The organism is Brevibacterium sp. FME17 (assembly GCF_014897515.1).
Classification (GTDB): Bacteria; Actinomycetota; Actinomycetes; order Actinomycetales; family Brevibacteriaceae; genus Brevibacterium.
On sequence record NZ_JABUYD010000028.1, the window covers coordinates 1 to 26,132 of the forward strand.

General features: G+C 61.2%; 28 protein-coding genes. 7 read left to right on the forward strand and 21 right to left on the reverse strand.

All coding sequences use genetic code 11. The annotated features are described in order from the left end of the window. A partial coding sequence (locus INT40_RS20765; protein WP_226831632.1) for a transposase occupies positions 1–288 on the forward strand: 288 nt, incomplete at its 5' end. 86 nt (positions 289–374) lie between these two features. Here the strand turns inward: INT40_RS20765 and INT40_RS18130 are convergent. From INT40_RS18130 to pheS, 5 genes are all read right to left on the reverse strand, one after another. After that, positions 375–635 (reverse strand): glutamine amidotransferase-related protein, encoded by a 261-nt coding sequence (locus INT40_RS18130; protein ID WP_226831633.1) that lies wholly within the window; start codon positions 633–635, stop codon positions 375–377. Positions 636–946: 311 nt separating this feature from the next. Beyond that, positions 947–1,951 carry a HEPN domain-containing protein gene (locus INT40_RS18135; RefSeq protein WP_146001494.1) on the reverse strand — a complete coding sequence of 335 codons (1,005 nt, stop codon included), beginning with the start codon at positions 1,949–1,951 and terminating at the stop codon, positions 947–949. 285 nt (positions 1,952–2,236) lie between these two features. Continuing rightward, positions 2,237–3,118 (reverse strand): SDR family oxidoreductase, encoded by an 882-nt coding sequence (locus INT40_RS18140; protein ID WP_101556972.1) that lies wholly within the window; start codon positions 3,116–3,118, stop codon positions 2,237–2,239. A 118-nt stretch (positions 3,119–3,236) separates the two neighbouring features. After that, on the reverse strand, positions 3,237–5,825 hold the full coding sequence (gene pheT, locus INT40_RS18145) for a phenylalanine--tRNA ligase subunit beta (RefSeq protein WP_193096666.1): 2,589 nt from the start codon (positions 5,823–5,825) through the stop codon (positions 3,237–3,239). Between the two features lies 1 nt (position 5,826). Next, entirely contained in the window at positions 5,827–6,870 is a 1,044-nt protein-coding gene (pheS, locus tag INT40_RS18150) for a phenylalanine--tRNA ligase subunit alpha (RefSeq protein WP_193096667.1), read from the reverse strand. 203 nt (positions 6,871–7,073) lie between these two features. Between pheS and INT40_RS18155 the strand changes: the two genes are divergently transcribed. Together INT40_RS18155 and INT40_RS18160 are read left to right on the forward strand one after the other, a co-directional pair. After that, on the forward strand, positions 7,074–8,729 hold the full coding sequence (locus INT40_RS18155; protein WP_193096668.1) for an acetolactate synthase large subunit: 1,656 nt from the start codon (positions 7,074–7,076) through the stop codon (positions 8,727–8,729). A 114-nt stretch (positions 8,730–8,843) separates the two neighbouring features. Continuing rightward, a complete protein-coding gene (locus INT40_RS18160; protein ID WP_193096669.1) occupies positions 8,844–9,623 on the forward strand; it encodes an SDR family NAD(P)-dependent oxidoreductase in 780 nt (259 codons plus the stop codon). A gap of 47 nt (positions 9,624–9,670) precedes the next feature. Here the strand turns inward: INT40_RS18160 and INT40_RS18165 are convergent, their stop codons facing one another. The 8 genes from INT40_RS18165 to infC form a co-directional block, all read right to left on the reverse strand. Beyond that, on the reverse strand, positions 9,671–10,021 hold the full coding sequence (locus INT40_RS18165) for an SdpI family protein (RefSeq protein ID WP_193096670.1): 351 nt from the start codon (positions 10,019–10,021) through the stop codon (positions 9,671–9,673). Between the two features lie 9 nt (positions 10,022–10,030). After that, positions 10,031–10,690: a pentapeptide repeat-containing protein gene (locus INT40_RS18170; protein ID WP_193096671.1), complete on the reverse strand. Its 660-nt coding sequence runs from the start codon at positions 10,688–10,690 to the stop codon at positions 10,031–10,033. Between the two features lie 113 nt (positions 10,691–10,803). Then, complete coding sequence (locus INT40_RS21065; RefSeq protein WP_264298433.1) at positions 10,804–10,929, reverse strand: hypothetical protein; 126 nt, start codon at positions 10,927–10,929, stop codon at positions 10,804–10,806. A 92-nt stretch (positions 10,930–11,021) separates the two neighbouring features. Beyond that, complete coding sequence (locus INT40_RS18175) at positions 11,022–11,291, reverse strand: hypothetical protein (RefSeq protein ID WP_193096672.1); 270 nt, start codon at positions 11,289–11,291, stop codon at positions 11,022–11,024. Positions 11,292–11,442: 151 nt separating this feature from the next. Continuing rightward, positions 11,443–12,333 carry a TrmH family RNA methyltransferase gene (locus INT40_RS18180; protein ID WP_193096673.1) on the reverse strand — a complete coding sequence of 297 codons (891 nt, stop codon included), beginning with the start codon at positions 12,331–12,333 and terminating at the stop codon, positions 11,443–11,445. Positions 12,334–12,478: 145 nt separating this feature from the next. After that, positions 12,479–12,868, reverse strand: a complete 390-nt coding sequence (gene rplT, locus INT40_RS18185; RefSeq protein WP_009885052.1) for a 50S ribosomal protein L20 — start codon at positions 12,866–12,868, stop codon at positions 12,479–12,481. Positions 12,869–12,969: 101 nt separating this feature from the next. Next, positions 12,970–13,176, reverse strand: a complete 207-nt coding sequence (rpmI, locus tag INT40_RS18190) for a 50S ribosomal protein L35 (protein WP_009885053.1) — start codon at positions 13,174–13,176, stop codon at positions 12,970–12,972. Positions 13,177–13,274: 98 nt separating this feature from the next. Then, positions 13,275–13,955 carry a translation initiation factor IF-3 gene (gene infC / locus INT40_RS18195; protein ID WP_081448649.1) on the reverse strand — a complete coding sequence of 227 codons (681 nt, stop codon included), beginning with the start codon at positions 13,953–13,955 and terminating at the stop codon, positions 13,275–13,277. A gap of 271 nt (positions 13,956–14,226) precedes the next feature. Between infC and INT40_RS18200 the strand changes: the two genes are divergently transcribed. Both INT40_RS18200 and INT40_RS18205 read left to right on the forward strand, forming a co-directional pair. After that, positions 14,227–14,598: a DUF1844 domain-containing protein gene (locus INT40_RS18200; RefSeq protein ID WP_135447890.1), complete on the forward strand. Its 372-nt coding sequence runs from the start codon at positions 14,227–14,229 to the stop codon at positions 14,596–14,598. Between the two features lie 148 nt (positions 14,599–14,746). Then, complete coding sequence (locus tag INT40_RS18205; RefSeq protein WP_193071927.1) at positions 14,747–18,145, forward strand: SNF2-related protein; 3,399 nt, start codon at positions 14,747–14,749, stop codon at positions 18,143–18,145. Between the two features lie 33 nt (positions 18,146–18,178). Here INT40_RS18205 and INT40_RS18210 read toward each other — a convergent pair whose 3' ends face one another. Further along, positions 18,179–18,832 (reverse strand): TetR/AcrR family transcriptional regulator, encoded by a 654-nt coding sequence (locus INT40_RS18210; RefSeq protein WP_193071928.1) that lies wholly within the window; start codon positions 18,830–18,832, stop codon positions 18,179–18,181. Positions 18,833–19,006: 174 nt separating this feature from the next. Between INT40_RS18210 and INT40_RS18215 the strand changes: the two genes are divergently transcribed. After that, positions 19,007–20,044, forward strand: coding sequence for a hypothetical protein (locus INT40_RS18215; RefSeq protein WP_193071929.1), 1,038 nt, complete (start codon positions 19,007–19,009; stop codon positions 20,042–20,044). Positions 20,045–20,124: 80 nt separating this feature from the next. Here INT40_RS18215 and INT40_RS18220 read toward each other — a convergent pair whose 3' ends face one another. From INT40_RS18220 to INT40_RS18250, 7 genes are all read right to left on the reverse strand, one after another. After that, the gene (locus INT40_RS18220) at positions 20,125–20,892 is read right to left on the reverse strand and encodes an SseB family protein (RefSeq protein ID WP_101571073.1); all 768 of its coding nucleotides are present in this window, start codon (positions 20,890–20,892) and stop codon (positions 20,125–20,127) included. Positions 20,893–20,896: 4 nt separating this feature from the next. Continuing rightward, the gene (gene priA / locus INT40_RS18225) at positions 20,897–21,634 is read right to left on the reverse strand and encodes a bifunctional 1-(5-phosphoribosyl)-5-((5-phosphoribosylamino)methylideneamino)imidazole-4-carboxamide isomerase/phosphoribosylanthranilate isomerase PriA (protein ID WP_101571075.1); all 738 of its coding nucleotides are present in this window, start codon (positions 21,632–21,634) and stop codon (positions 20,897–20,899) included. A 91-nt stretch (positions 21,635–21,725) separates the two neighbouring features. Beyond that, complete coding sequence (gene hisH, locus INT40_RS18230) at positions 21,726–22,355, reverse strand: imidazole glycerol phosphate synthase subunit HisH (RefSeq protein ID WP_193071930.1); 630 nt, start codon at positions 22,353–22,355, stop codon at positions 21,726–21,728. Further along, positions 22,352–22,954, reverse strand: coding sequence for a hypothetical protein (locus INT40_RS18235; protein WP_193071931.1), 603 nt, complete (start codon positions 22,952–22,954; stop codon positions 22,352–22,354). Before INT40_RS18235 ends, hisH begins: the two co-directional genes overlap by 4 nt. Then, positions 22,951–23,547: an imidazoleglycerol-phosphate dehydratase HisB gene (hisB, locus tag INT40_RS18240; protein ID WP_193071932.1), complete on the reverse strand. Its 597-nt coding sequence runs from the start codon at positions 23,545–23,547 to the stop codon at positions 22,951–22,953. Before hisB ends, INT40_RS18235 begins: the two co-directional genes overlap by 4 nt. Before the next feature lie 101 nt (positions 23,548–23,648). After that, complete coding sequence (locus tag INT40_RS18245) at positions 23,649–24,782, reverse strand: histidinol-phosphate transaminase (RefSeq protein ID WP_193071933.1); 1,134 nt, start codon at positions 24,780–24,782, stop codon at positions 23,649–23,651. A 9-nt stretch (positions 24,783–24,791) separates the two neighbouring features. Next, the gene (locus INT40_RS18250; protein ID WP_101571085.1) at positions 24,792–25,130 is read right to left on the reverse strand and encodes a LysM peptidoglycan-binding domain-containing protein; all 339 of its coding nucleotides are present in this window, start codon (positions 25,128–25,130) and stop codon (positions 24,792–24,794) included. A 234-nt stretch (positions 25,131–25,364) separates the two neighbouring features. Here INT40_RS18250 and lexA point away from each other — a divergent pair, with 234 nt between their 5' ends. Next, on the forward strand, positions 25,365–26,120 hold the full coding sequence (lexA, locus tag INT40_RS18255; protein WP_101571087.1) for a transcriptional repressor LexA: 756 nt from the start codon (positions 25,365–25,367) through the stop codon (positions 26,118–26,120). The last annotated feature ends 12 nt before the right edge of the window (positions 26,121–26,132 follow it).

The window sequence follows — 26,132 nt, forward strand, 5'->3', positions numbered from 1 at the left end:
TCGGATGGGCAGTGTGAGAACTTCCATCATCGGAAGACCTCGACGTCTATCCGGGCAGCGACTCGCCCTATTTCAGATTCACCGACCTACACTCTCGTTTACGAAGAGCCCGATATCCTGGCCTACTTCGATCATCCTGGAACCTCGAACGGGCCAACTAAAGCGATCAACGGCAGGCTCGAGCATCTGCGCGGCATCGCACTGGGATTCCGCAACCGGGGCAACTACCTCATCCGTTCCCTGCTCCACGCTGGAGGACTGGGACCTCTTCTACAGCCCTATTTATGAAGAGCCATTTTAGTGTCGAATTTAGTTACCCAAAAGCAAGAACCGCAGATCGCTTACCAGCATAAACATTCAGCACCACCCTAAAATCACCAGACACCTGTGCAAGTCAGGATGGGAATCGGTGATTGCGCGACCACCTCGGCGCAAATTCCGAAGTCCGCCTGTTTCTTGGGAGTCCCTGGTCCCGGAGAGATGACGACGTTGTCGAACCCGCGCAGGTCGTCGACCGAGAACTCTGCCCAGTCATTAGGCACGAGCGTCGGGGCACAGCCATTGACCTCGGCGAGCAGGTGGAAGAGATTGAGCGTGAACGAGTCGGCGTTGTCGATGAGCAACGTGCGGATCAAGCTAGATTTCTCGCACACAACGATCAGCTCCTGATGGCCCAACAGGGTCCAGCCATCGCACGGCTATACGGTGGCACCACCCATCGTATTCGATGCGTAAGTCGCGACTCTTACCCATCATCGCCAGGTTAGTTAGGTCACTCACAACCGCCGCCAACTAATAAGGAGACCCACGATGTTCACCACGACGAAGTTGGACGTCTGAAAACCTCTCGTCATCGGGTGGTTCGTGAACGTGACACCCGACTGGCGCGGCGCTAACTGCCACAGCTCTTACCATGCATCGAGGCGCTTACAAGTCACCGCAAGGCTCAATCGTCGAATAACCACACTCGTTTCAAACGGTCAGGATCGTCGAATCCACCATAGGTACGATCGAAACACGCCTCAAGCGGCACATAACTCCACCAACCACTCTCAGTCAATACAGCGCTGGGCTCAAGCTGACGGTTCCAAGCAAGTTCGTCTAAGTGTGCAATGGCGGAATCATAACTACCCAGGTCTTCTGACAACGCTGCCATGGTTGGGACGAATCGCATCAGGGCCTGCTGGATATGAGTAACATCGGTAAACGTTGCGTGCTTTCCACTGTGGACTACAGAGGAACGAATACTATATAGCTTCCTAATCCGTCGAAGCACGCGCTCGGAATTTCCGCCCTCCAGCACCGTGGCTCGAAGAGAAAGTTTGAACGATATTTCCGTGTTTAACTTGTACCCTAGAAGAGTCTCCAACGCCACAGCAGAAAGAATGAATGCGTTGTCACGCTCACCGCGGTTCATAGATTTCACCGCCTGAGAATACAAATCCGCAGCACGAACGATTGGCGCATCGTTAGTACCGTTCATGCCCTCTCGCAGAGACTTCAGGGTTTCAAATCGCTCAGCTGGAAAGTCCTCAAACCAGGCATAATTCTCTGGAAGGTGAAACATCCCGCCCCGGACCCAAGTCCCGTCAACGAGCCTATCGAGTACTGAACCAAGTATTGTCAAAGGTCGTCTGACCACAAGATTGAACTGAGCCTCCAGCAATTGCCACTCTTCATAAACCTGATCGGCACGAACATTCAAGATCTCCAAACGATGGCCCACCGTCCAGTAGCTATGAGCTTCGTCTGAGAGATTTGCCAATCTCAATCGCTCTGATTCCGCCTCGTCCAATCGAACCAAAAATGCATCACAGCCGAGTGGAATTCGACTTGGCAATCCGTCGAATAGATCATCGTTGACACCGACCAGGGGCACTGTTATTCGATATTTTCGGCCCGTCAAATCAATCCCTGCAGCCTGGTCGCCAAAGTATTCTATTGAACTCAATGACAGCTCCTTCCCGCTATGAGACAACCGCAACCAAGAAACATAGCTCTACATGTGTTCGGCGTTGCCGTTCTCCACAGAATCTATCAATAGCGCCACGAAAACTTGGATATCTATTAAAATTGCGTCAATTCGAGCAGGGATAGCTCCTCGACACAGAAATTGACCTGGCGGCGATTTCGGCTACCTTGACCACCATTATTCGACACAGCCTGCCGCCTACATAACCTCGCACGATTCGGCATACGTGGCACCGGCTGAATCGCCTATTAAGCTTATTTCATCTCACCCGAGCACGAGTCGACGAGACGCATCCGACAGACCGGCGGCCGCCTCGGCGATGAGGGATTCCTCAGAGTCCGCCCCAGCACGCACGTACCGCCCGGTGAACGCGTCCAGCGTGCCCGAAGCCAGCGCCAGCGCCAGGCTGGTGACCTGCTGCGGGCTCGTCCAGTCGCCCTCACCGCGGAAGTCATGGACGGGCATGGACTTCGTCATCGCGGTCTCGACGACGCCGGGCGCCATCTCGAAGATGCGCAGACCCTTCTCGTGACCGAAGTGGACGACGGAATCAGCAATGCGGAACAGCGAGGCCTTCGACGCCGAGTACACGGCGTAGGCCGGCGTCCCCTGCGCCCCCGACCCTGAGTTGAGGTCGATGATGCGGCTGGGAAGTTCGGTCGCCTCGGCGTTTGTGATCAAGACGGGCGCGAAGACATTGATCATGAGGGCCACGCCGAGGACATTGGCATCAACGACACCCTTGATGCTCTCCGGCTCGGCCTCCCACAGCGGTCCTTCGGTCGACTCGATGCGACCGGCGTTGTTGATGAGGACCTGGAGACGACGGCCCGTCTCTGCTTCGAGGGCACCGATAGCCTCACGGAACGTGGTGACCGAGTCGATGTCGTCCGTGCGCAGGCCGTATCCGGTTGCCACTCCCCCTGTGGCTTCAACGATCTCTGCCGCCGCTGCTTCTGCCTTCTGGGCCGAGGTGGCCGTGACGACGACGTGGTAACCGGCCTTGGCGAAGGCCTCGGACAGGTAGCGACCGATGCCGCGGGCGCCACCGGTGATGATGGCGATGGTCTCGCCCGGCACGGCGGTGGCTTCACCGGCAACCGAATCAGTAGGCAGGGTGGTTCCGTAGGGCAGTTTCTCGGTCATTGTCAGGGCTCCTCGGTAATAATTTCTGAGTGGTCGGGTGTCGTGGTCTTCGGTTCAGATGTGACGGGGCCCGGCCGAAGCATCGAAGCGTACGACCGGGCCCTCATCAACGTATGTCTCAGCTGCGGACTTCGGCGCCGTGGCGCTCGGCGGCCAATGCCGTCGCCGCCTCGCGCATTGCCGAGGCCTCGTCGGCCTTGAGCGTGCGATCCGGTGCCCGGAAGGTCAGCCTGAACGCCAGTGACTTCTTGCCCTCGGGCAGCTGGTCACCGGTGTAGAGGTCGAAAGTCTCGAGCAGCTCAAGCTCCTCACCAGCTCCCTCACGCAGGGTCGCAGCCAGCGTCTGCGTGGGCAGCTGTGCATCGACGATGAGCGCCACGTCCTGCCTGGAGACCGGGTAGGTCGACAGTGCGCCATCCCAGGTCCGCAGGTCCTCCTGTGCCAGAAGTGCGTCAAGATCGATCTCGAAGGCCACGCTCCGCGCGGGCAGTCCGAGGTTCTCGCACACCTTCGGGTGGAGTTCACCCGCATGTCCGAGTTCCTGACCATCGGCAAGGAGGAACTTCGCCGCACGTCCTGGGTGCCAGGGTGCGATCTGGTCGGCTTCAACACTGACCTCGATGCCGTTGACACCGGCGATACGACGAACAGTATCGATGACGTCGGCGGCCTCGGCCTTGCGGCCCTTGCCCCAGACGCCGGGCAGTTCGACGTTGCCGGAGATGATGCCCGCGTAATGGTACGGCTGGACGGGAACCGAAGCGTAGACCTCATCGAGTTCGGCATCAGTCGGGTGGTAGCCGGGCAGGTGCCTAGGCCCAGGACCGGCAGGCAGTCCCGCCGAGGTGGAGACCAGCCCAGCTTCGAACAGAGCGACGTCCTTGGCTCCGCGACCGAAGTTGCGCGCCACAAGTTCGACCAGGGTCGAGAGCAGGTTGGTGCGCATCAACGGCAGGTCTTCGGACATCGGGTTCGCCAGGCGGATGTGCTTGCGGCGCACATCGTCGGCTTCGAGGCGCAGCTGATCATCACGCTTATCGGACGTGAACGGGTAGGACAGCACCTCCGTGAAACCATCGGCGGCCAGCAGGTTAGAGATCCGGCGCCGCGTGCGCTGTGCTTCGGTCATGCCCTGTCCAGCGCGAGCAGCCGGCTGGATCGATGGGATCCGGTCGTAGCCGCCGGTGCGGGCGACTTCCTCGATAAGGTCGACGTCTGCGGTGATGTCCGTGCGCCACAAGGGCACGGTCACAGCCAGACGGTCCTTGCCGATGACCTCGATGATTGCACCGATTCCTTCGAGCAGCCCGGTCACCTCAGCGGTGGTGTAGTCGACGCCGACGAGCGAGTCGACGCGCTTGACCGGAAGCTCGATAACGGTGGGTTCGGGCGCCTGCCCGACCTGTGTTGTCGCCGGGCTGAGCGTGCCGCCGGCGAGTTCGACGAGCAGATCGGCGCAACGACGTGCAGCCACCGGTCCGAGCAACGGGTCGACTCCACGTTCGAAGCGACGCGAGGCCTCGGAGGACAGCTTGTGCCTCCGCGCAGTCCTGGCGATCGAGATCGGGTCAAAGTGTGCGGCTTCGATGACGACGGCGGTGGTCTCATCGTTGACCTCGACTGCGGCTCCGCCCATGACTCCGGCGAGACCGATGATCTTGCCGCCGGTGCTGTCTGAACCCTGTCCACCGCGGTCGGTGATGAGGAGGTCCTCGGCATCCAGGGTACGTTCGACATCGTCGAGGGTCGTGAACTTCTGCCCCGCCTGTGCACGACGCACGACGATCTCCTCGCCCAGCAGCGCCGTGTCATAGGCGTGCAGGGGCTGACCGAGTTCGAGCATGACGTAGTTCGTGACATCAACGGTGAGGCTGATGGGTCGCATCCCGGCGGCGATGAGCCGGCGCTGCATCCAGAACGGGGTCTGTGCACTCGTGTCCAGGCCGGTGACCTGCAGTGCGGTGAACTGGTCGCATCCGACGTTGCCGTCGATGGGGTTGGAGTCCTCGACCACGACAGGGAACCCGTCATCGGTGGGGGCGTTCACCTCGGCGACGGTGGGGCTGCCGATGTCGGTGAAGGCCTGGCCCTTCATCTGCGCGTACTCGCGGGCGATGCCGCGCATCGACAGCTGGTAGCCGCGGTCAGGGGTGACGTTGACGTCGAGGGTGACCTGGTCGAGTCCGAGGAGGGCGATCGCGTCGTCGCCGGGCTCGCCACTGAGGCCGAGGTTCTTCAGGACGATGATGCCGTCGTGGTCCTCGCCCAGACCGAGTTCCTTGGCCGAGCAGATCATGCCATCGGACTTGTGTCCATAGGTCTTCCGCGCAGCGATCTGGAAATCACCGGGCAGCACGGCTCCGGGCAGGCAGGCGACGATGAGGTCACCGACGACGAAGTTGTGGGCACCGCAGATGATGCCGCGACTGGGTCGCTCCTCGCCGGGCTGTGGGTCCTTCGGGTCATCGGCATCTTCATTGTGCTCGGGTCCGACGTCGACCCGGCACCAGTTGACGGTCTTGCCGTTCGAGTGCTCTTCCTTGGTCAGTTCAAGGACGCGACCGACGACGAGGGGGCCGGTAAGCTCGGGGCCGAAGAAGTCCTCCTCCTCGAGTCCGATCGACGCGAACTCCGCGGCCAGGGCATGGGGATCGGTATTGGCCGGGAGATCGACGTAGTCGGCCAGCCAGTTCAGTGGGACGCGCATATCAAGCCTTCATTCCGAAACGTGCCGAGAAGCGCACATCGCCCTCGACCATGTCATGCATATCGTTGATTCCTTCGCGCAGCATCAGGGTGCGCTCGATGCCCATGCCGAAGGCGAAGCCCTGATAGACCTCGGGGTCGATGCCCGCTGCCTTGAGCACATTGGGGTGGACCATGCCGCAGCCGCCCCATTCGATCCAGCCGGGCCCGCCGACCTTGTTGGGGAACCAGAAGTCCATTTCCGCGCTCGGTTCGGTGAACGGGAAGAAGCTGGGGCGCAGGCGGGTCTTCGACTCGGGGCCGAACATCTCGCGGGCAAACCCGTCGAGGGTGCCCTGCAAGTTGGCCATGGTCAGGCCCTTGTCGATGGCGATGCCCTCGATCTGGTGGAAGACAGGGGTGTGAGTGGCGTCGAGCTCGTCGGTGCGGAAGGTCTTGCCCGGGCACACGACGTAGAGCGGGACACCGCGCTGCAGCAGCGAACGCGACTGCACCGGTGAGGTGTGGGTGCGCAGCACGAGGCCGGCATCGGCAGGATCGACGAAGAAGGTGTCCTGCATCTGCCGGGCCGGGTGATCGGGACCGAAGTTGAGGGCGTCGAAGTTCAGCCATTCGGATTCGATTTCGGGGCCTTCGGCGACTTCCCAGCCGAGGCCGATAAAGTAGTCCGCGGCCTGTTCCTGGATGAGGCTGAGAGGATGACGGGCGCCGAGGCGGTTGCGGTCTGTGGGCAGGGTGACGTCGATGGACTCTTCGATGAGAACGGCTGCGTCGCGCTCGGCTTCCAGCTCGGCCTGACGAGCGTCGAGGGCCTTCTTGACCTGACCTCTGGACTTGCCGACGATCTTGCCGGCGACGGCCTTATCGGCCTTGTCGAGTCCGCCGATGGCTCGGTTGGCCAGCGCCAGCGGGGCCTTGTCGCCCGTGAACTCGATCTTCGCGGCCTTGAGATCGTCGAGGGTGCGTGCGTCCGCGAATGCGCTCAGTGCCGCGTCAACGGCCGCATTCACGGCCGACTCGTCCAGTGGGTCGAGCTGGTCAGTCATCAATGTCCTTTACGTGCCTGCGTAGGTACTGTTCGTCTACCGCGGACAAGTCTATCGTCTGTGCCACCACGCCTGATCACACGTGGCGGATTATGTCCCAGCGGCGCCTGGGGCAATGGCCCGGTCGCCACTGGGGATCACCACTGGGGATCTCTGTGACCTGGTTCATCGAGACCTGCGGCCAGAAGATGTAGTGTCGAAGAATGACGACTCAGCGAGCTTCCGATGTCATGGTGAAGGCCCTGGAGAACGAGGGAGTCGAACGTATATTCGGCATCCCCGGTGAGGAGAATATCAACTTCATCGATTCTCTGCGCCAGTCCTCCATCGAATTCGTCCTCACCCGCCACGAGCAGGCTGCCGCCTTCATGGCAGCGACCTATGGGCGCCTGACCGGCAAACCCGGAGTGTGTCTGACGACGTTGGGCCCAGGCGCTCTCAATCTCACCACCGGTGCCGCCTACGCCCACCTCGGCGGGATGCCTATGATCATGATCACCGGACAGAAGGGCATCCGCACCGCAGAGCAGGCCCGATTCCAGATCGTCAACCTGGTCTCCACGATGGCTCCGCTGACGAAATCGAGTCAGCAGATCACCTCGGCGAGGCGAATCCCGACGATGATCAGTGAGGCGTTCCGAACTGCCAAGGCCGAGCGACCTGGCCCGGTCCACCTGGAACTGCCCGAGGACATCGCGGCCATGCCTGTTGACTCCTTCGACCTGGTGGAGCCTCACACCAATGGTCGGGCCGTGGCCAACGAACATTCCATCGAAGCCGCAGCGAAGGTGATCCGGGAGGCGAAGCGGCCGCTGCTCATGCTCGGCGAAGATGCCTCACGGGCGGACTGCACCGACTTGCTCTCGCAGTTCGTTCACCGGGTGCGCATCCCCTACTTCACCACGCAGATGGGCAAGGGCTCGGTCTCGGGTTCTTCTGAGCTGTATATGGGGACCGCGGCTCTGACCAGTGGCGATTATGTCCACGACGCGGTCGACAAGGCCGACGTCATCGTCACCATCGGACACGACACCACAGAGAAGCCTCCGTTCACCATGGACGAGAACGGTCCGACCGTTGTGCATGTCGGCTACCGACCTGCCGTCGTCGAACAGGTCTATTTCCCCCAGGTCGAGGTCGTCGGCGACCTCGGACCTTCTCTTAAACGCCTCGCGGTGGAGCTGGTCGGTCATGTCCCGAAGGCCGGCGCACTGCTGCCCTTGCGCGAGGGCATTCTCGAGAACCTCAAGGAAGGCTCAACAGACGAGCGGTTCATCCCTCAGCGCATTGTCGCCGAGGTCAGGAAGGTCATGCCCGTCGACGGCATCGTCACCCTCGACAACGGCATGTACAAAATCTGGTTCGCCCGCAACTACCGCACGACCCGGGCGAACACGTTGCTGCTCGACAACGCACTGGCAACTATGGGCGCCGGTCTCCCCTCCGCGATCGGAGCCAAACTGACCCATCCAGAGCGTCGTGTCATGGCCGTGGTCGGCGATGGCGGGTTCATGATGAACAGCCAGGAGATGGAGACCGCGGTGCGCCTGGGTCTCGACCTCGTCGTGCTCATCCTCGAAGACTATGCCTACGGCATGATCCGCTGGAAGCAGGCCGTCGACGGAATGGAAGACTACGGTCTGACGTTCGGCAACCCGGACTTCGTCAAGTACGCCGAATCCTACGGGGCCACCGGGCACCGCCTGAACGATGTCAACGAGATGCACGATGTGCTTGAGTCCGCGCTCAGCGCCGGCGGTGTCCACGTAGTTGTCGCGCCGGTGGACTATTCGGAGAACAAACGCGTCCTGATCGACGAGCTGGGTGAGCACGCGGCTGCGGAGCTGGATAACCAGTAGAACCATGCGCGCCTGAGACGAGTCCGCACGTGATCGCGCAGGCGCACGGTCTGCCGGACGTCAGGGACCCTCCGGACGACCCCGCAGATGCTCAGCAAGAAGGAAGTGTCAGTCATGACAAGCCACGAATCTCCCCGCCTCGAGCTCCCTCTTTCCGGCAAAGTGGCGATCGTCACCGGTTCCGGCCGGGGCATAGGGGCGGCAACAGCGCTGTATCTGGCTGATTTGGGTTCCGATGTCGTCGTGAACTATCTCAACAATTCAGAAGCGGCGCAGGAGGTCCGTGACCAGATCGTGGGCAAAGGCCGACGCTCCATTGCGATCGGTGCCGACGTCTCTACGCCCTCCGGTGCCGATTCTCTGGCCACGGCCGCTCTCGACGAGTTCGGGCGTATCGACATTTTGGTCAGCAACGCCGGTCCGTTGTTCCGTCCGATCTCGCTCGTCGACATGACATGGGACGATTTCGGCGGACTCCTCAATCAGGATCTGCAGGCGGCATTCAACTCCACCAAGGCTGTGCTGCCGACCATGATTGAGAGCCACTTCGGCAGGATCGTGTATGTCGGATCGGCCTCGGCGTATCATCCCACCCCGGGACTCGCCCACCACGGCAGCGCTCGGGCCTCCATCAGCACGTTCTCTGCCTATGTAGCCAAGGAAATGGGCGAATACGGCATCACATCCAATGTCGTCTCATCGGGGATGGTGCGTACAGAGCGCACAGCTGCCGCCGGTGACACGATTGCGCGCATGGACGCGATGACTCCTGCCGGACGCATCGCGGAACCGGGTGATGTTGCTCGCGCGATCGGAGTCTTTGCCGACGACGCAGAGGGATTCTTCACCGGCACGAACTTCCCCGTCGATGGCGGTCTGACTGCTGGTCGATAGGCCGAGTCCGCGTTCTTGGGTGGACTGGGCGCACTGTGTACCAGGTGTCAGTCGTGAGTTGATTTCGCTGCCCGGTTTGCCGCTATGACCGCGAGTGCGCAGCAGACGAGGATGAGCACCCAGCCGAGCAGGGACAGTACGTTTCCTGCCCTCGTGGCATCGGAGAGTTCGACGCACAGCAGTGCCACGGCATGGCCGATGCTGATGACGGCCATGGCGTAGAGGTAGGGCACGCCAGTTTCGTGCCCTGCTTCCCATGCGGCACCGGATGCCAGCGTATGCCGCGTCCGAATGCCGATCACAGAATTCCTGCCGATCAACTGTCTGCGTTGAGCAACGACGAGAAAGATGCTGACTGCTGCCACGATCAAGTAGCCGGCCATCGGCGGATAGAACACAGGCTTTCCTCACTCGACCCTGATGCCGAGTTCGCTGGCGAAGAGTTCGGCGAAGAGCATCATCTGCATCTCATCGATCGTGGCTCCGCGTAGCGAGTGGACTCCGGAGATCTTGTGCGGCTGCAGTCCTCGCAGATCCACATTGCCCAGGGCCGCACCTTCGCACTGCAGAACCCCGACAGTCGAGCCAGGGAAGGACACACGGCTGGCCTTGGCCCGGTCAAGATCGATCTCGTCGATGACACAATCACGGAATTCGACGTCGATGAGTTTGGCTGCGCGCAGGTTGAGATAAGAGATCCGACAGTTGCTCACGACGACCTTCTCCCAGACGTTGTCGTGAACAACTCCCGCACCGATTCGTGTACCCGAGATCTCGGTGTGGATGAGACTCCCCCGCGGCATCGTCAAAGTATCAGCTCGACAGTCCTCGATCTTGCTGCCGGAGAAACGGGCTCCTGTCAGGTCCACCGGCGACTCGGCGGCACCGAAATTCACTCGGGCCAGGGAACAGTCCAGGTATGTGGCCTGGGTGGAATCCACCTCGGCGAGGTCGAGATCATTGAATTCCATGCCCTCGAGAAACTCTTCGGGACCGATATCGCCGAGGTAGCCCGGAGCCAGTTGTCCCATTTTGATCTTCGGTGCGCGCGGAGCTTCAGTCGTCATAGGTTCACCGTATCGGGTGGGTGGGACACGTCCATATTGTCATCACTGCATCGACTATTCGACGACGAAGTTACTCAGCCCAGCCGCCTTAAGAATGAACGGGGCGATTGACATCAGCACCAGGATCGATGCAACGGCAGACCGTAGAACACCGGAGTGAGAACGAACGTAAGAGCCAGGAAGCCGATGAACTTCCATTCTGTCTTCGAGAAGAAGCCTTCGCGTGGCTGGGAATCCATAAACTGTACTTCTCCCCGTTTTTCAATAGGTGGATCCACCGCAGGCCGGTAGCCGGCACCACTGCTGCAGCGAACTCCACCGCTGAGGCAGGCTATGCCGACGATGCCCCGGCAGGCAACGGCTGCACGAAGTCGAATCGTCTCTTTGCACGGAAGTAATCAAGAAGATCCCTGAAAATCAAAGCGGGCATCGTCGCAGTCACGAGCAGGCGCGGGACCGAGGGCGAAGATTCGGTACCGAAGTTGACAGCCCAGAACAGCGCGGCGACCGCAATACACACCAGGACAGAGCTCAGCACACTATCGACGCACTTCGCGTGCAGTTTCGACAACGTCTGCGGCTGAAATTTCGTGTCAGGCATTGCATCGCTCCGTCCTGCGTCTCACCCTTGAATGAACAGGTACCTTGCTTTCAACGCTAGCAGACTACGCTCTGATCGAGAATACTTGGTCGGCGCAGGCCAGTCGCAGTCGCGTTCGCCGACAAAGTTCGCTGAACGAGACGCGCGCGAATCACATCCGCTGGTTGCGTGCACTCTCATAGATGCAGACGCTGGCGGCAGTCGCGAGGTTGAGGCTCTCTGCTTTGCCATAGATCGGCACGGCCGCCGATGAGTCGCAGAGGTCGAGGTCCTCTGTCCTCATCCCCCACGCTTCGTTGCCGAAGACCCATGTGGTGCGGGCCGTCAGGTCGAGCCCGCTGTCCCAGGGATGATGAATGTCGTGCGACTGCTCGTTGGCATCTGCGGCGAGCACCTGCAGCCCACGGGCACGGGCCAGTTCGGTCACCTCGGAGAGTCCGACGCCAGTGACGACTGGGACATGGAACAGTGATCCGGCGGTGGAGCGAACTGTCTTGTCGTTGTAGATGTCGACACTTGATGAGGTGAGCACGACAGCGTCGGCTCCTGCCGCGTCGGCGAGGCGGATGATGGTGCCGGCGTTGCCAGGATCACGGACCTGGGAGAGCACGACGATGAGCTGGGCTTCCGTGTCGATGACGGAGGCCAGGTCGACGTCGATGCGTTCGCACACGGCGACAACGCCCTGCGAGTTGACCGTCGCGGACAGCTCGGCCAGCACCTCATCGGTGATGATGTTCCAGCGGATGTCACAGTCTTTGACGGCCTCCACGAACTCGGGATACGCCTCGGCGGCCTCTTCGGTGATGAAGAGCTCGATGACAGCACCCTGCGGGTCAACACTCGACCCCACCCAATCCGGGACGCCCGGTGCCTGTCCGGGAAGATCCAGCTCGGCATGTCGTTCCAGAGCCTCACGCACGGCCTGGGGTCCTTCGACGAGGAACTGACCCATCGCCTTACGGGAGTGGCGCTTGAGCAGCTTGACAGCGTTCTTGACCCGTTTGGAGTTCGGTGAGGAGATGGCGTCTGGAAGTTTCATGAAGTTAGCTGACCCGCGTTCTGACTGAAGGGACTACTGGTGACTGGAGGGACTACTGGTGACTGAAGGGAGTGGTGCTTGAGAACAGATCAACGGCCCCGAACCAAGTAAGTTCGGGGCCGTTGAGAGTATGAGGACCGGCAGCTCAGGCTGCGGCGGTCTTCGCTGCGTTGACGTCAGCCGGAAGAGCTTCCTTGGCAACCTTGATCAGGTGCGCGAAGGTGGCTGAATCGTTGACGGCGAGCTCGGCGAGCATACGGCGGTCAACCTCGACGCCAGCGGCCTTGAGGCCCTGGATGAAACGGTTGTACGTCATGCCGTTGGCGCGAGCACCGGCGTTGATGCGCTGGATCCACAGGCGACGGAAGTCACCCTTGCGGGCGCGACGGTCACGGTAGCTGTAGACCAGCGAGTGGATGACCTGTTCTTTGGCCTTGCGGTACAGGCGCGAGCGCTGTCCACGGTAGCCGCTTGCCCGGTCAAGGATGACCCGGCGCTTCTTGTGAGCGTTGACCGCTCTCTTAACACGTGCCACGTGTTACTCCTTCAAAATTGGTTCTGCCGGCGGTGCCGGAGTCTGGTTCAAGCTGTGGGAACCACATCAGTGGCTGCCCGGGATGGAGACCCGAGAGGGTCTCACCTGCCCTTGAGCTTGCCCAGAAGCTTGCGGGCTTTGGCGCGATCTCCGCCGGTGAGGACCTGGTCCTCGGCAACGCGACGCTTACGGGCCGAGGACTTGCCCTCGAACTTGTGCTGGTTGTTCACGCCTTCACGCATGATCTTGCCAGTACCCGTCACACGCATGCGCTTCTTGGCGCTGCTGTTCGTCTTCTGCTTCGGCATCGAGCCGTTCTCCTTTGCATTTCGTTGTCGGTGGCGACCACCGGCAACTACTTCACACGCTGAAACCGTTCAGGCTCCAGCGAATCGGTACTTACTTCTCACGCGTCGGGCGCTGCTTGTTTCTCTGCAGCGACGCGATCGCGTCGGGACTTCACCTCGGCGACGTTGCCCTTGGCATCGGATGATGCCTTGCGGGCCTCGGCCTTGGCGTCGGACTTTGACTTATGTGGGGCAATGACCATCACCATGTTGCGTCCGTCGACCCGTGGTGAGGATTCGACGGTGCCCAGTTCCGACACATCTTCGGCCAGGCGGTTGAGCAGCTTGATGCCCATTTCGGGGCGAGACTGTTCACGACCGCGGAACATGATCATGACTTTGACCTTGTCGCCACCGGACAGGAAGCGGGTCACATGCCCCTTCTTCGTCTCGTAGTCGTGTTCATCGATCTTGAGACGGAAGCGGATCTCTTTCAGCGCAGTGTTCGCCTGGTTCTTGCGGGCTTCTCTGGCCTTCTGAGCAGATTCGTATTTGAATTTCCCGTAGTCCATGAGTTTGGCGACGGGAGGCTTCGCCTGCGGTGCAACCTCGACCAAGTCGAGATCTGCCTCGCGAGCGAGGTCGAGTGCCTTGCGAATGGCAACGATACCGACCTGTTCACCGTTGGGTCCGACCAACCGGACCTCGGGAACCCGAATCCGGTCATTGATGCGCGTCTCGCTGATGTGTTCACTCCTTTTTAGCTCAAATGATGTCGTGGCAATAGAAAAGGCTCCCATTGACCACATGCCAAGGGAGCCTGCACACACATCAGAGCACGGTATTGAAACCGCAGCACTTCAAGTGAATACACCTCGATCTGAAATCTTCTGCCTCAGGCTTGCACCTGGACTGTCGATCATCAGATCATTGGACCCGATCGCTCTACGCGATCAAGGTGGGAGTCAGACCCCGCTTCGCACCACGACTTAGTGTACTACGCTTCATGACTCTTCGCACATCGAGGCCGAACGTGCAATCGACGCGTCGTTCATATGTCAAGCTAGTCCCATGAGTTCTGAAAGTTCTGTACCCGCCGAGGCGGTTGCCGATGTCACGCGTGACATCGCCGAAGTACCAGCCATCGAGGTCATCACATCAGCAGCCGTGCACTTGATGTCCGCTGCCGCCGTCAAATGCGGACTGGCCGAAGACTCCCCCGAGGCTCCCGCAGCAGAGCTGCAGGACCTGGACGAGGCACGCAAGCTCATCACTGCGCTGGCCGGCCTGGTCACCGGCGCCGCCACCGTCATCGGCGACCACCATGCTCGCCCTCTGCGCGACGGCCTGCGCAGCCTCCAGCTGGCCTTCCGCGAAGCCTCGGCGATTCAGGATGAGCCAGGACAGGGTCCCGGCGAGAAGTACACAGGCCCTGTTCGCTGAGACACCCCACCGTGCGTGCCGACTCTTTCGTCGTGCGCCATGGCCCCAAGATATCCGCTGCGGCTCCCGACCACTGGTCGGGGGCCGCTTCTGTCATGTCAGTGCCGGGTGAGACCATCGTCCTATGTCTCCCGTAGAATTGCCGTACGTGAGTGCCAAGGAGTTGCAGGACTACTTCGGCACCACGTTCTACGAGCGCGGACGCAGCTACGCCAACAAGGGCATGGTCGGGCAGGCACGTTGGGACCCCGAGGACAATACTCTGCGGGCAGACGTCGCAGGCAGCGCGGCACAGGATTACACCAGCATCGTGCGGCTGAAGCGACACAGTCCCACGGCGAAATCATTCACCGTGCTCTCCTCGCAGTGCACATGCCCCGTGGGCGGAGACTGCAAACATGTGGTGGCTGCGCTCATGGCGGCATCGGTTCGGCAGGTGGCTCCATTCGGTTCGACGGCACTGCACGACCCGGACCAACGCAGTTCCCCCGACCCTCCCAGCTGGCAGACTGCCCGCAGCAGAACAGCTTCCCGCAGTGGGACGTCGTCACCTCGGCGTGCGGAGTCGGATTGGAAGTCGATCCTCTCCGGTTTCTCCTCCGACCGCGTCGATGCATCGGTGTGGGCCTCTGGCCCCGGCGGCACCCTGGCTGGGACTGCACCGACGCGGCTTGCGCTCGGCTTCGAGATCTCCGAACTGCGGCGCACTCGCTTCGGGAACTTCGAAGTGCACCCGATCACGCGCACGAAGCTGACCGGTTACACCGACCTCGTCGTCACTCTGCGTCCTCTGATGGAGGGGGCACGCCGCAACTGGATCAAGGGCAACGTGTCCTGGTCCAACATCGCCAACAACTCCACCACCCGCGCCTATGCGCGCGGTCAGGCGGCATGGTTCGCTCAGCTGTACGGGCTCTCTGCCATCAACTCGAATCGCCTTGTGACCAATGAGGACACTGTGGTCCTTGACTGGTTCGCCTCACCCTTGCTGTGGCATCTCTTCGATCAGGCGAGGACTTTGGGCATCGAACTTGTCGGCACCCGCCGCGAGCTCACGGTCCGCCTGGCTGACGAGGCCACCACGGAATGCGATGTGGTCGCGACGCCACAGGGGCTCGAGGTTCGCTCCCTGATCACCGTTGACGAAGAACCGTTCGACCAAGGGCTCAGCGGGCCGATCGACGATCATGGCTTCTACGGAATCTCGACCGCGGCAGGACTCGCCCTCGTCCTGGCACCTGCAGAGAAGACCACCGACCATGCGGTCGTTGAGATGCTGCGTCGTTGGGAACCGGTCACCATCTCGAAGGACCAGATGGATGACTTCTTCACAGGCTTCTATCCCAAGCTCGCCTATGCCACCACCGTCATCTCCTCTGACGATTCGGTGACCCTGCCCGTGCTCGTCCCTCCCGACCTCGCGCTCACCGTCACCTACGGAGATCATGGTGCACATCTGACGTGGGAGTGGCACTACCATCACCCGACTCATACGTTCCCGATCCGCCGAGGTTTAGCACCAGACCGCGACCGCAGCATTGAACACGAAGACACCGTGCTCGCGAATCTCAGCTCCACGGTTGCGGCAATCCCAGTCCCACTGACCCTCCCCAGTGCGTTGGGTCATGCAGGCACCGTGGACCTCGACGGTCTGCAGACGGCTGTCTTCGTCGACAAGCTCCTGCCCACCCTGAGCGACATCGACCATCTCGAGGTCCATGAGGTCGGCGATCGCCCGGACTATCGGGAAGTCACCGAAGCACCGTTGGTGTCGATGTCGACCGACGAGGCCGAAGACAGCGACTGGTTCGACATTCGCTTCCACATCATGATTGCCGGACAGAAGGTTCGCTTCGCCGACCTGTTCGTCGCCCTCGCACAGGGGGCAGAGATGATAGTCCTGCCCGATGGCGCGTACTTCTCCCTTGACGGGCCCTTCTTCGACAAGTTTCGTCGCATGCTCGCTGAATCGGATGTCATTGCGGATTGGCAGCCGGACTCACCTCGCCTCTCGCGCTATCACATGGATCTGTGGGCCGAATTCGACGAACTCGTCGACGACTCCACAGCGGCGGCCTCATGGCGACGTTCGGTCGAAGCGCTCAGCCACCTCGGCGAGATTCCGTCTCTCGACGTGCCGGAGGGAATCGAGGCCACACTGCGGCCCTACCAACAGGAAGGGTTCAGCTGGCTGGCCGCACTGTGGTCCAGCGGACTCGGCGGCATCCTGGCCGACGATATGGGTTTGGGTAAAACTCTGCAGGCACTGAGCCTGTTCACTCATATCAAGAACACGACGGCGAATGCCTCCCCCATTCTCGTCGTCGCACCCACATCGGTGATGTCGACGTGGCGTGCGGAGGCCGAGAAGTTCGCACCTGGTCTGCGAGTCACCACTATCTCGGCCACAGAGAAGAAGCGGAAGACCGCCTTGGCCTTGGAGATCGAGGATGCCGACCTCGTCATCACCTCCTATGCGATTCTGCGCCTCGACGCACAGGCCTTCCGATCGATCCAATGGGACACCTTCGTCCTCGACGAGGCGCAGTTCGTCAAGAACCGGACGGCCAAGGTCCACACTGCGGCGAAGGGAATCCAGGCGCGATTCCGCCTGGCCATCACGGGCACACCGATGGAGAACTCGCTGACCGACCTGTGGTCGCTGTACTCGATCACCTCACCGGGACTGCTGCCGGGCATCGAGAAGTTCCGTCGCGAGATCGTCTTACCCATCGAATCGGGCGAAAGTCCGGAGGGCATGGCGCTGCTGCGGCGGCGGATCAGACCGTTCATGAAACGGCGGAACAAGGAACTGGTCGCGGCCGACCTGCCGCCGAAGCAGGAACAGATCCTCAGCGTCGAACTCAGCTCCAAGCACCGGGACCTGTACAACACGATCCTGCAGAAGGAGAGGAAGAAACTTCTCGGCCTCATCAACGATATGGATCGCAACCGCTTCGCGATCTTCCGGTCGCTGACTCTTCTGCGGATGCTGGCCATCGATCCATATCTCATCGATGAGAAGTATGAATCGATCGGCTCGAGCAAACTCAGTGCGCTCTTCTCTCACCTCGATGACATCGTCGCCGAGGGCCACCGCACCATCATCTTCAGCCAATTCACCTCGTTCCTGTCTCGAGTCGGCGAGCAGCTTGAACATCGCAATATCAACTACTGCTACCTCGACGGTTCCACTCGCAACCGCGGAGCAGTCATAGGGGACTTCAGGACCGGAGACTCACCTGTCTTCCTGATCAGCCTCAAGGCCGGCGGATTCGGGCTGACACTGACGGAGGCCGATTATGTCTTCCTCCTCGACCCCTGGTGGAACCCTGCGGTCGAGGCCCAAGCAGTTGACCGCGCACACCGGATCGGACAGACGAAGAACGTCATGGTCTATCGGATGGTCGCTGAGAAGACTATTGAGGAGAAGGTGCTGGCATTGCAGGAAAGGAAGGCGCAGCTCTTCGACTCCCTGGTCAATGAGGGTGAGGGCTTCTCCTCGAAGATCACGGTTGAGGACATCCGCGGACTCCTCGACGGGTGAACTAGTTCACTTCACCCCACTCCTTGCGCTGTGTCAGTGCCCGAGCGCCGACACGAGCCCCTGCATCAGCTCGTCTTCGACTGACTCGACCCCTCGACCGAACTGCCCAAAGCGCAGAGCATTGATGAGACCGACGATCGCTGACCAGACGGTCACAGAGGCCATGATCACCCGATCATCGGGTTCCAGACCCAGTTCTTGCAGTCCTTCACGCAGCGCGTCCAAAGTGTGAGCCGGAGGCAACTGAGAACGCGAGGTCTGCACGGAAGGCTCTGCGAGCAGATTTGTCAGCGACACCATGATCCTCGTCCCCGGCACCACGGTCTCATCCCGCGGCGCCTGGTAATCCGGGATGGGCGTGCCGTAGATGAGCGCCCACCGGTTGGGGTGTGTTCGCGACCACGCCAGCATCGTCACGCCGACGGTGAGGACTGACTTGTCGTGCTCGAGGGCGTCGTCCACCTCGTTCGCGATCGAAGTGAACGCATCGCGGATGAGTATGGTCAGCAGCTCGTCACGGTTCTTCACGTAGCGATAGATGGCGCTTGAGACGATTCCAAGCTCCCGGGCGATCGCCCGCAGCGACACTCCCTCGAGCCCATCGGCATCGAGCATGCGGTTCCCGATCCGGGTGATCTGCGCTTCAGTCTCCAGCCGGGCCCGCTGGCGCGGAGTCGAGTTCGTCATGCCACAAGCCTAGAACGAGAGAGCAAAGATAACAATAGTGAGCATTGCTCTTGAATTACGATCGCCATCGGCCTAGCCTGTTTTCAGAGAGCAGTGCTCTCGTCAATCGGAGTCTCGACGGTTCTTGCGACTTCAGACCATCACTACATTTCGACGATTCGAAGGAACACCATCATGAAATCAGCACTCGTCATCGGCTACGGACAGATCGGCAGAGAAGTCGCGTCCCAACTTTCGGCAGCGGGCGTTCACACGTCGGTCGCAACCCGTTCGGCCCCATCTCCTGCCACGGCTGAGGTTGCAGCAGGCAATGTGGATACCGCACCGGCCTCGGCATCAGCAGCTGATGGAATCACGACTGCCGCTCTGAGACCTCCTGAGTCTGCCTCTCTTCCGCATGCCGATCCTCCTCCCGCCGAGATCGCTCGTGTGCGCGCAGACGCAGCCGATCCTGCTCAGCTGCTCGAGGCCGCTGCGGGTACAGATATCATCTTCGCCTGTGTCCATGCTCCCTATGACAGTCGAGTGTGGGCGCAGGTTCTACCGCAGCTGGAAAAGACCATCATGGATGTCGGCGCGAAGCTGAGCATTCCGGTCATCTTCCCCGAATCTGTCTACGCCTTCGCCGGCCTCACCACTCCGGTGACGGGGTCCTCTCCGTTTGCACCGGTGGAAGAGAAGGGCCGGATCAGACAGCAGCTGATGGAAGCTCGATCCGCACATGGAGCCCGCACAGCCAGCGTCATCGCCGGTGACCTGATCGGAGAAACCGCTCAGTCAGCCTCCTCTGTGGTCAAAATGTGCATTTCGGACAGAATCAGTCAGAGCCACAGGGCAATCGTGCCGGCCCGTACCGATGTGCCGCATGGCATCACGGTGATTGCCGATCTCGGCGCCGCAATGATCAGCGCGGCCAGGTCAGTGGAGGCCGACACCGCAGGCAGCCATCGGATGCTCCTAGCACCTGCATCGAATCCGACCCTGGCCGACATAACCGAGTTCACATACAGCTACCTGGGCACGACAGCGCGCAAACCGATTGCTCTGCCCCGCTGGACGACACGAGTCGCGGGCCTAGTCGAACGCTCCATGTTCGAACTCCACCAGCTTTCACCCATCTGGTATCAGCCAAACATCATCGAGACAGGAGAACTCGCGGAACAAGTCGGCACAACCCGCTGGCAGGACGGCGTCATCGCCATGCTGCAGTGAGCTCGGACATGCCCGGCACGCTGTTGTCTAGCTAGCTCAGCACTGTCTAGCTGGCTCGGCGCTGTCTAACTCAGCGCTGTCTAGCTCAGTAGATGCAGACGAATGGCCAGTGAGTCGATCTTCTGCACCAATTCCTCATCCGCTGCGATCGTTTCCTGGAAGTGCTGCAACTCGGATTCCGAAACCTCGGACTCCACGCCGAGGGTGATGCCCAGTTCAGGTCCCCCGACATTGACCTGCCTGCTCCCCGGGCTCAGTGACAGGCGAGTCAGCCAGGAGAAGGACTCGGCGATGGCCGCGAGACGTCGTCCCACCTCGGCGTCGGCCCAGGATGGCGTCCAACCCTGTCCGTGGACGAATGCGAACATCGCGGGTCGACGCAGCAGGAACGAGGTCGGCGCTCCAGGGTCGAGGACGACGAGCTGCGAATCGGCCTCGATCGCGCCGAGAACGAGTCTCTCCGCTTCGATCGGGACGGGCCGAGCGTCCGAATGCCATGCCGTCAATGGCGGGATTGAGCAGAACCCGGGTGTGCATTCCCGGCCGTCATCGGCCTGCAGCCGGACCATGGCCATCTCCGAAGAGTTGTCGACCATCAGCCCGTTTTCTCCGACCTCTTGGTCGAGTGCCATGGGTACGATCGGCGCATACAGCCGTGCCTCCGACAGCACGGAGAGTACGTTGCTGTGCAGCTGCGGATCCAGCGGATCCCTGCCCACCTGATGCAGGGCTTCCAGAAGGCCGGCATCGGCTTCTCCGGAATCGCCCGAGAACGGGTTAGGCCGCAGATCACGGCCGGACCAGGATTGGCCGGCAGAGTCGGAGCGATCAGCCGAGTCCGAAATCACTGCTTCAGCCTCCAGCGACTTCGAGTGCTTCTTCCAGAGTGAACTTTCCAGCGTACAGAGCCTTGCCCACGATGGCCGAGTCCACACCGAAGGGGACCAGTTCGCGTAGGTTGCGCAGGTCGTCGAGGCTGGAGACCCCGCCAGAGGCCACGATCGGCTTGTCGGTCTTCTCTGCCATCGACTTCAGCAGTTCCACGTTGGGTCCCTGCAGAGTGCCGTCCTTACGGACGTCGGTGACGACGTAGCGGGCGCAGCCGGCCTTCTCCAGGGTCGAGAGAACTTCGTAGAGGTCTCCCCCGTCCTGGGTCCAACCGCGGGCGGCGAGGGTGGTGCCACGGACGTCGAGCCCGATGGCGACCTGATCACCGAAGCGCGAGATCATGTCGGCGGTCCATTCCGGGTTCTCCAACGCCGCAGTCCCGATGTTCACTCGCTCTGCACCCGTGTCGAGTGCTCGTTCGAGGCTCTCGGTGTCGCGGATGCCTCCGGAGAGTTCGACCTTGATGCCGACGGCTTTGACGACCTGGTTGAGCAGATCCGAGTTCGATCCCCGCCCGAATGCAGCGTCGAGGTCGACGAGGTGTATCCACTCGGCTCCCCGACTTTCGAAGTCATGAGCCGCGTCGATGGGTGAGCCGTAATCCGTTTCGGTTCCGGCTTCACCCTGGACGAGACGGACGGCTTTGCCATCGGCGACGTCTACGGCGGGCAGGAGGACGAGCTTGTTGGGGGTTTGAGTCATTGTGACCTTTCTCTAGAGGCTGTGGAGACTGAGTTGGACGAACTGGAACGGGTATGACTGGAGGAACTGGAGCTGACGTGTAGGGGCAATGCTAGTGGCGTGCGCGACCGGTGTTCGGGAAGGAGCCGACCCAGTTACGCAGCAGACGCGCTCCCGCATCGGATGACTTCTCGGGGTGGAACTGGGCGGCCCAGGTGGTGCCGTCCTCGACTGCCGCGATGAAGTTGCCACCGTGAGTGGCCGTGGTCACCAGTGTGTTCGCCGGCGCTTCGGTCGCAGCATAGGAATGGACGAAGTAGAAACGCTCTTCGGCAACGCCGTCGAACATCACTGAGTTCGTCGGTGCGCTGACCTGTGACCACCCCATGTGCGGCACGATGGGGGCATCGAGTGCTGTCACTGCGCCGGGCCAGAGACCAATACCCTCCGTCTTCTGCCCGTGTTCTTCTCCGCCGGCGAAGAAGACCTGGAGACCGACGCAGATGCCCAGCAGAGGACGGCGATTTTCGTGCCAGGAGCGGATCAGGTCAACCCCGCCGACTCGCTTCAGCCCGGCCATCACGGCCGAATAGGCACCGACCCCGGGGACGAGCAGACCGTCTGCGGCATCGATGACAGCGCGGTCGGCAGTCAGCACGACCTCTGCACCAGCAGCGGCGACAGCGCGCACGGCCGAACGCACGTTGCCTGCGCCATAGTCTAAGACAGCGACCGTGCTCATTGCTTGGCACCCCTGTTCAGGACTCTGTAGATGCGCCACAGGGAGAATCCGAGGACGATCGCACCAAAGACGGCGACGACCCAGGCCATGGTGTTTCCGCTCAGACCGATGGTGATTCCGAAGGCGGTGATGAGCCCCGCGAGGACCGCCACGACGATCCACAGCAGCGCGGTCCGAGCCACGGCCGCCCGGCCTGGAGACATTGTGGCGGCGCTGGCCTGCAGTTTAGTCATGGAGGAGGTGGGAATGCTGCCTTCAACTTCGTCGGCAGACACGATCTCGAGCAGGAGCTGCTCAAGAACGTCCGGAAGGTTCTTCAGGGCCAGGCCGGCCGGCACATCCGATTCGCGGGCTCCGTGCCGGAAGTGTCCGGCGTCGATCTGTTCCTCACTGCGGGCCAACAGCAGGACCTCATGTTTGCCGGAGAGTTTCGAGATCGCCGCGGCCGCCTCGTTGCCTGCCTGAACATCAGTATCGGCCAAGACGATTCCGGTGAAGTCGCCGATGGGGACGATGGTTCCCTTGATGTTCGACAGCACGCAGGCAGCAGCCAGCTGCTCAGCGACTCCGAAAGGAGTCACGATGACGGTGGTGCTCACAGGACTCCCTTCGTGCTGGGTACCGAGTTATTGCGTTCATCGAGTTCGATAGCCTCACGCAGGGCGCGGGCGAAGGCTTTGAATTCAGCTTCGGCAATGTGGTGCGGGTCGCGGCCGCGCAGCAGGTCGAGGTGCACGGTGAGACCGGCATGGAATGCAATCGACTCCAGAGAGTGTGAGGTCATCGATCCCGTAAAGTGACCGCCGATGAGGTGGTACTGCTGGCCTTCCGGCTCACCTTCGTGCACGAAGTAGGGGCGACCGGCCACGTCGACGACGCAGCGAGCCAGCGCCTCGTCGAGTGGCACAGCGGCAAGCCCGTAGCGACGGATGCCGGTCTTGTCGCCCAACGCCTCACTCAGCGCTTGACCCAGCACGATGGAAGTGTCCTCGACCGTGTGGTGAACGTCGATATGTGTATCGCCCTCGGCCTTGATCTCCATGTCGATGAGAGAGTGCTTCGACAGCGCCGTGAGCATGTGGTCGAAGAAGGGAACACTGGTCGAGATATCGGACTGGCCGGTTCCGTCGAGGTCGATGGATACGGTGACCGCAGATTCCGAGGTCGTGCGGGAGCGTTGTGCCTGCCTCATGAAGGGCCTTTCGTAGGAAGGGTGGGTGCCGCCTGAGGACCATTGTCCTCTGATTTAAGTGATGTGGTGTGCCTCAGTGTGCGCATGCCATGGAATGCGTCTCAGCCCGTTGTCAGCAGAATGCCGGGGGGCTCGGCCAGGATCTCGTCGACCGCTGTGAGGAAAGCGTCGGTCTCTTCCTCGGTGCCTGCATTGACGCGAGCATGGTTGGTGATGCCGATGTCGCGGATCAGTATTCCTCGATCCAGCAGCTTCTGCCACAGCTCATGTGGTGAGGAGATGTTGCCGAACAGGACGAAGTTCGAATCACTGGGGTAGACGGTGAATCCGACGTTGCTCAGATGTGCCGAGATTCGATCGCGCGAGTCGATGAGTCGGTCGACGTTCTCCAGGAGAAGATCAGCATGTTCCAGCGCAGTGCAGGCGAGGACCTGGGTGATTTCCGAGAGATGGTACGGCAGGCGAACCAGGCGCATGACGTCAATGAGCTCCGGGGCCGCGATGGCGTAGCCCAGGCGCAGACCTGCACAGGCGAATGCCTTGCTCATCGTGCGGGACACGACCAGACGAGGGCGCCCGGCCAGGAGGGTCATCGCCGAGGCTCGTGCAGGCCTGGAGAATTCGGCGTAGGCCTCATCGACGATGACGATGCCCGAACAGTTGTCGTATGCGGCTTCGATGACGTCGAGACCGATCGAGGTGCCTGTCGGGTTGTTCGGTGTGCACAGGAAGACGATGTCGGGATCGGTTGCCGCAACTTCGGCGCCGACGGTTTCAGCATCAAGGGTGAAATCATCGTTGCGTGCTGACGACTGCCAGGTGGCACCGGTGCCGGTGGTGATCAGCGGGTGCATGGAGTAGCTGGGAGTGAATCCGAGGACCGTGCGACCCGGTCCTCCGAATGCCTGCACGACATGGGAGAGGACCTCGTTCGATCCGTTGGCCGCCCAGATCATGTTGGGGCTGAGGCCAACCGTGTGACCGGATCGGTCATTGACTCCGTGCAGGTAGGTCACCAGATGTTCGCGCAGTTCCTCGAACTCTCGGTCAGGGTAGCGGTTGAGTCCAGCGAAGTGCCCGTCGACCGCCGAGCGCATGCTCTCTACGACGGCGTCCGGGATCGGATAGGCGTTCTCGTTGACGTTCAGCTGCACCGGAACATCAAGGTGCGGAGCCCCGTAGGGCTTGAGGCCGACTAGGTCCGAACGTACTGGCAAAGACTCGTTATTTCCCACCGCATCAGTCTAGCGTTGGGGCACATCCAGGGTCTGACCCGGGTGCACCACAGGCGTGGCCAGATGGTTGATGTCGACGATGTCAGACACCACATCGCGAGTGTCTCGGTCGAGCCCGAGATCTACAGCCACAGCCCACAGCGACTCACCTTCGCCGACGACGACCGCGTCGGCGTCGATGCCGATGTCGGTGCTCTCGGCTTCTGCTCCGGCCGCGGCCGAGAACGACTGCGTGGCGACGAAGAATGCTCCGCCGACGATGACGAGAGCGCACACCATGGTCCGAAGCAGGCGCATCGCCTGGCGTCCACGAGTGGTGAAACGCAGTTCCTGGTTCTGTGCAGACATCGCTTAACCTCTTTCCTTCGTACGATTCCACCCGTAATAGGTAGAACGTCTGTTCTATTCAACATGCCAATCGAACATATGTCCAGTCCAACTCGAACATTTATGCGACAATGAGAGGGAACCAGCGTTGTTGATTGATCTGAAAGAACCATCTCAGGCGGCACTGACACGAGAATTCTCGACGTGAGGATCAAGCGGTGAGGCCAGCGAGAATAGAACGAAGGGGAACGAGCAATGGTTCAGAACAAACGAGGAAGAGGCCGTCCTCGTAATGAGGACGTCGCCAGCGAAATCGCGGCCGCCCGCCACGATGACGAAGACGTCTCGATTCCGGAAGGCTCCACTGGCGAGGGCGACTTCCGTCTGACCCCACGCCAGCGCCTGGTCCTCGAGACCATCGAACGTGCAGTCGTCACCAACGGCTATCCACCGAGCATGCGCGAGATCGGCAAAGCCGCCGGACTCGCCTCACTCTCCAGCGTGGCCCACCAACTCTCGCAGCTCGAACGCCTCGGCTATGTCCGCCGAGACCCGAAGCGCCCGCGTGCCATCGAAGTGGTCAATCCCTTCGAAGAGGAAGAGGCAGAGCGGGCTAAGTACGAAGAGCTGGCCAACAATACCGTCCAGGTTCCAGTGGTGGGTCGCATTGCCGCCGGTGGTCCGATCCTGGCCGAGCAGGAAGTCGATGACGTCTTCTCTCTGCCGACTCAGGTCGTCGGTTCCGGTGACATGTTCCTGCTCAAGGTTGTCGGTGATTCGATGATCGAAGCCGCCATCTGCCACGACGACTGGGTGGTCGTGCGCAAACAGCACACGGCTGACAACGGTCAGATCGTGGCTGCGTTGCTCGACGGTGAAGCAACGGTGAAGACCCTCAAGCGCAAGGCAGGCCACCAGTGGCTGCTCCCCCAGAACAAGGACTACGAACCCATCGATGGCACCTATGCCCAGATCATGGGTCTCGTCGTAACGGTCATTCGCCGCCTTTGACACAGCCGGCCA

Coding starts and splice junctions, on each gene's coding strand:
- hisB (WP_193071932.1), bottom strand. CDS start 23,547: ATGAGGCAGGCACAACGCTCCCGCACGACCTCGGAATCTGCGGTCACC.
- INT40_RS18200 (WP_135447890.1), top strand. CDS start 14,227: ATGAGTTCTGAAAGTTCTGTACCCGCCGAGGCGGTTGCCGATGTCACG.
- INT40_RS21065 (WP_264298433.1), bottom strand. CDS start 10,929: ATGGATTCCCAGCCACGCGAAGGCTTCTTCTCGAAGACAGAATGGAAG.
- priA (WP_101571075.1), bottom strand. CDS start 21,634: ATGACTCAAACCCCCAACAAGCTCGTCCTCCTGCCCGCCGTAGACGTC.
- hisH (WP_193071930.1), bottom strand. CDS start 22,355: ATGAGCACGGTCGCTGTCTTAGACTATGGCGCAGGCAACGTGCGTTCG.
- INT40_RS18160 (WP_193096669.1), top strand. CDS start 8,844: ATGACAAGCCACGAATCTCCCCGCCTCGAGCTCCCTCTTTCCGGCAAA.
- rpmI (WP_009885053.1), bottom strand. CDS start 13,176: ATGCCGAAGCAGAAGACGAACAGCAGCGCCAAGAAGCGCATGCGTGTG.
- INT40_RS18155 (WP_193096668.1), top strand. CDS start 7,074: ATGACGACTCAGCGAGCTTCCGATGTCATGGTGAAGGCCCTGGAGAAC.
- INT40_RS18180 (WP_193096673.1), bottom strand. CDS start 12,333: ATGAAACTTCCAGACGCCATCTCCTCACCGAACTCCAAACGGGTCAAG.
- INT40_RS18210 (WP_193071928.1), bottom strand. CDS start 18,832: ATGACGAACTCGACTCCGCGCCAGCGGGCCCGGCTGGAGACTGAAGCG.
- infC (WP_081448649.1), bottom strand. CDS start 13,955: ATGGGAGCCTTTTCTATTGCCACGACATCATTTGAGCTAAAAAGGAGT.
- INT40_RS18175 (WP_193096672.1), bottom strand. CDS start 11,291: ATGCCTGACACGAAATTTCAGCCGCAGACGTTGTCGAAACTGCACGCG.
- pheT (WP_193096666.1), bottom strand. CDS start 5,825: ATGCGCGTCCCACTGAACTGGCTGGCCGACTACGTCGATCTCCCGGCC.
- lexA (WP_101571087.1), top strand. CDS start 25,365: ATGGTTCAGAACAAACGAGGAAGAGGCCGTCCTCGTAATGAGGACGTC.
- INT40_RS18170 (WP_193096671.1), bottom strand. CDS start 10,690: ATGACGACTGAAGCTCCGCGCGCACCGAAGATCAAAATGGGACAACTG.
- INT40_RS18215 (WP_193071929.1), top strand. CDS start 19,007: ATGAAATCAGCACTCGTCATCGGCTACGGACAGATCGGCAGAGAAGTC.
- INT40_RS18250 (WP_101571085.1), bottom strand. CDS start 25,130: ATGTCTGCACAGAACCAGGAACTGCGTTTCACCACTCGTGGACGCCAG.
- INT40_RS18140 (WP_101556972.1), bottom strand. CDS start 3,118: ATGACCGAGAAACTGCCCTACGGAACCACCCTGCCTACTGATTCGGTT.
- pheS (WP_193096667.1), bottom strand. CDS start 6,870: ATGACTGACCAGCTCGACCCACTGGACGAGTCGGCCGTGAATGCGGCC.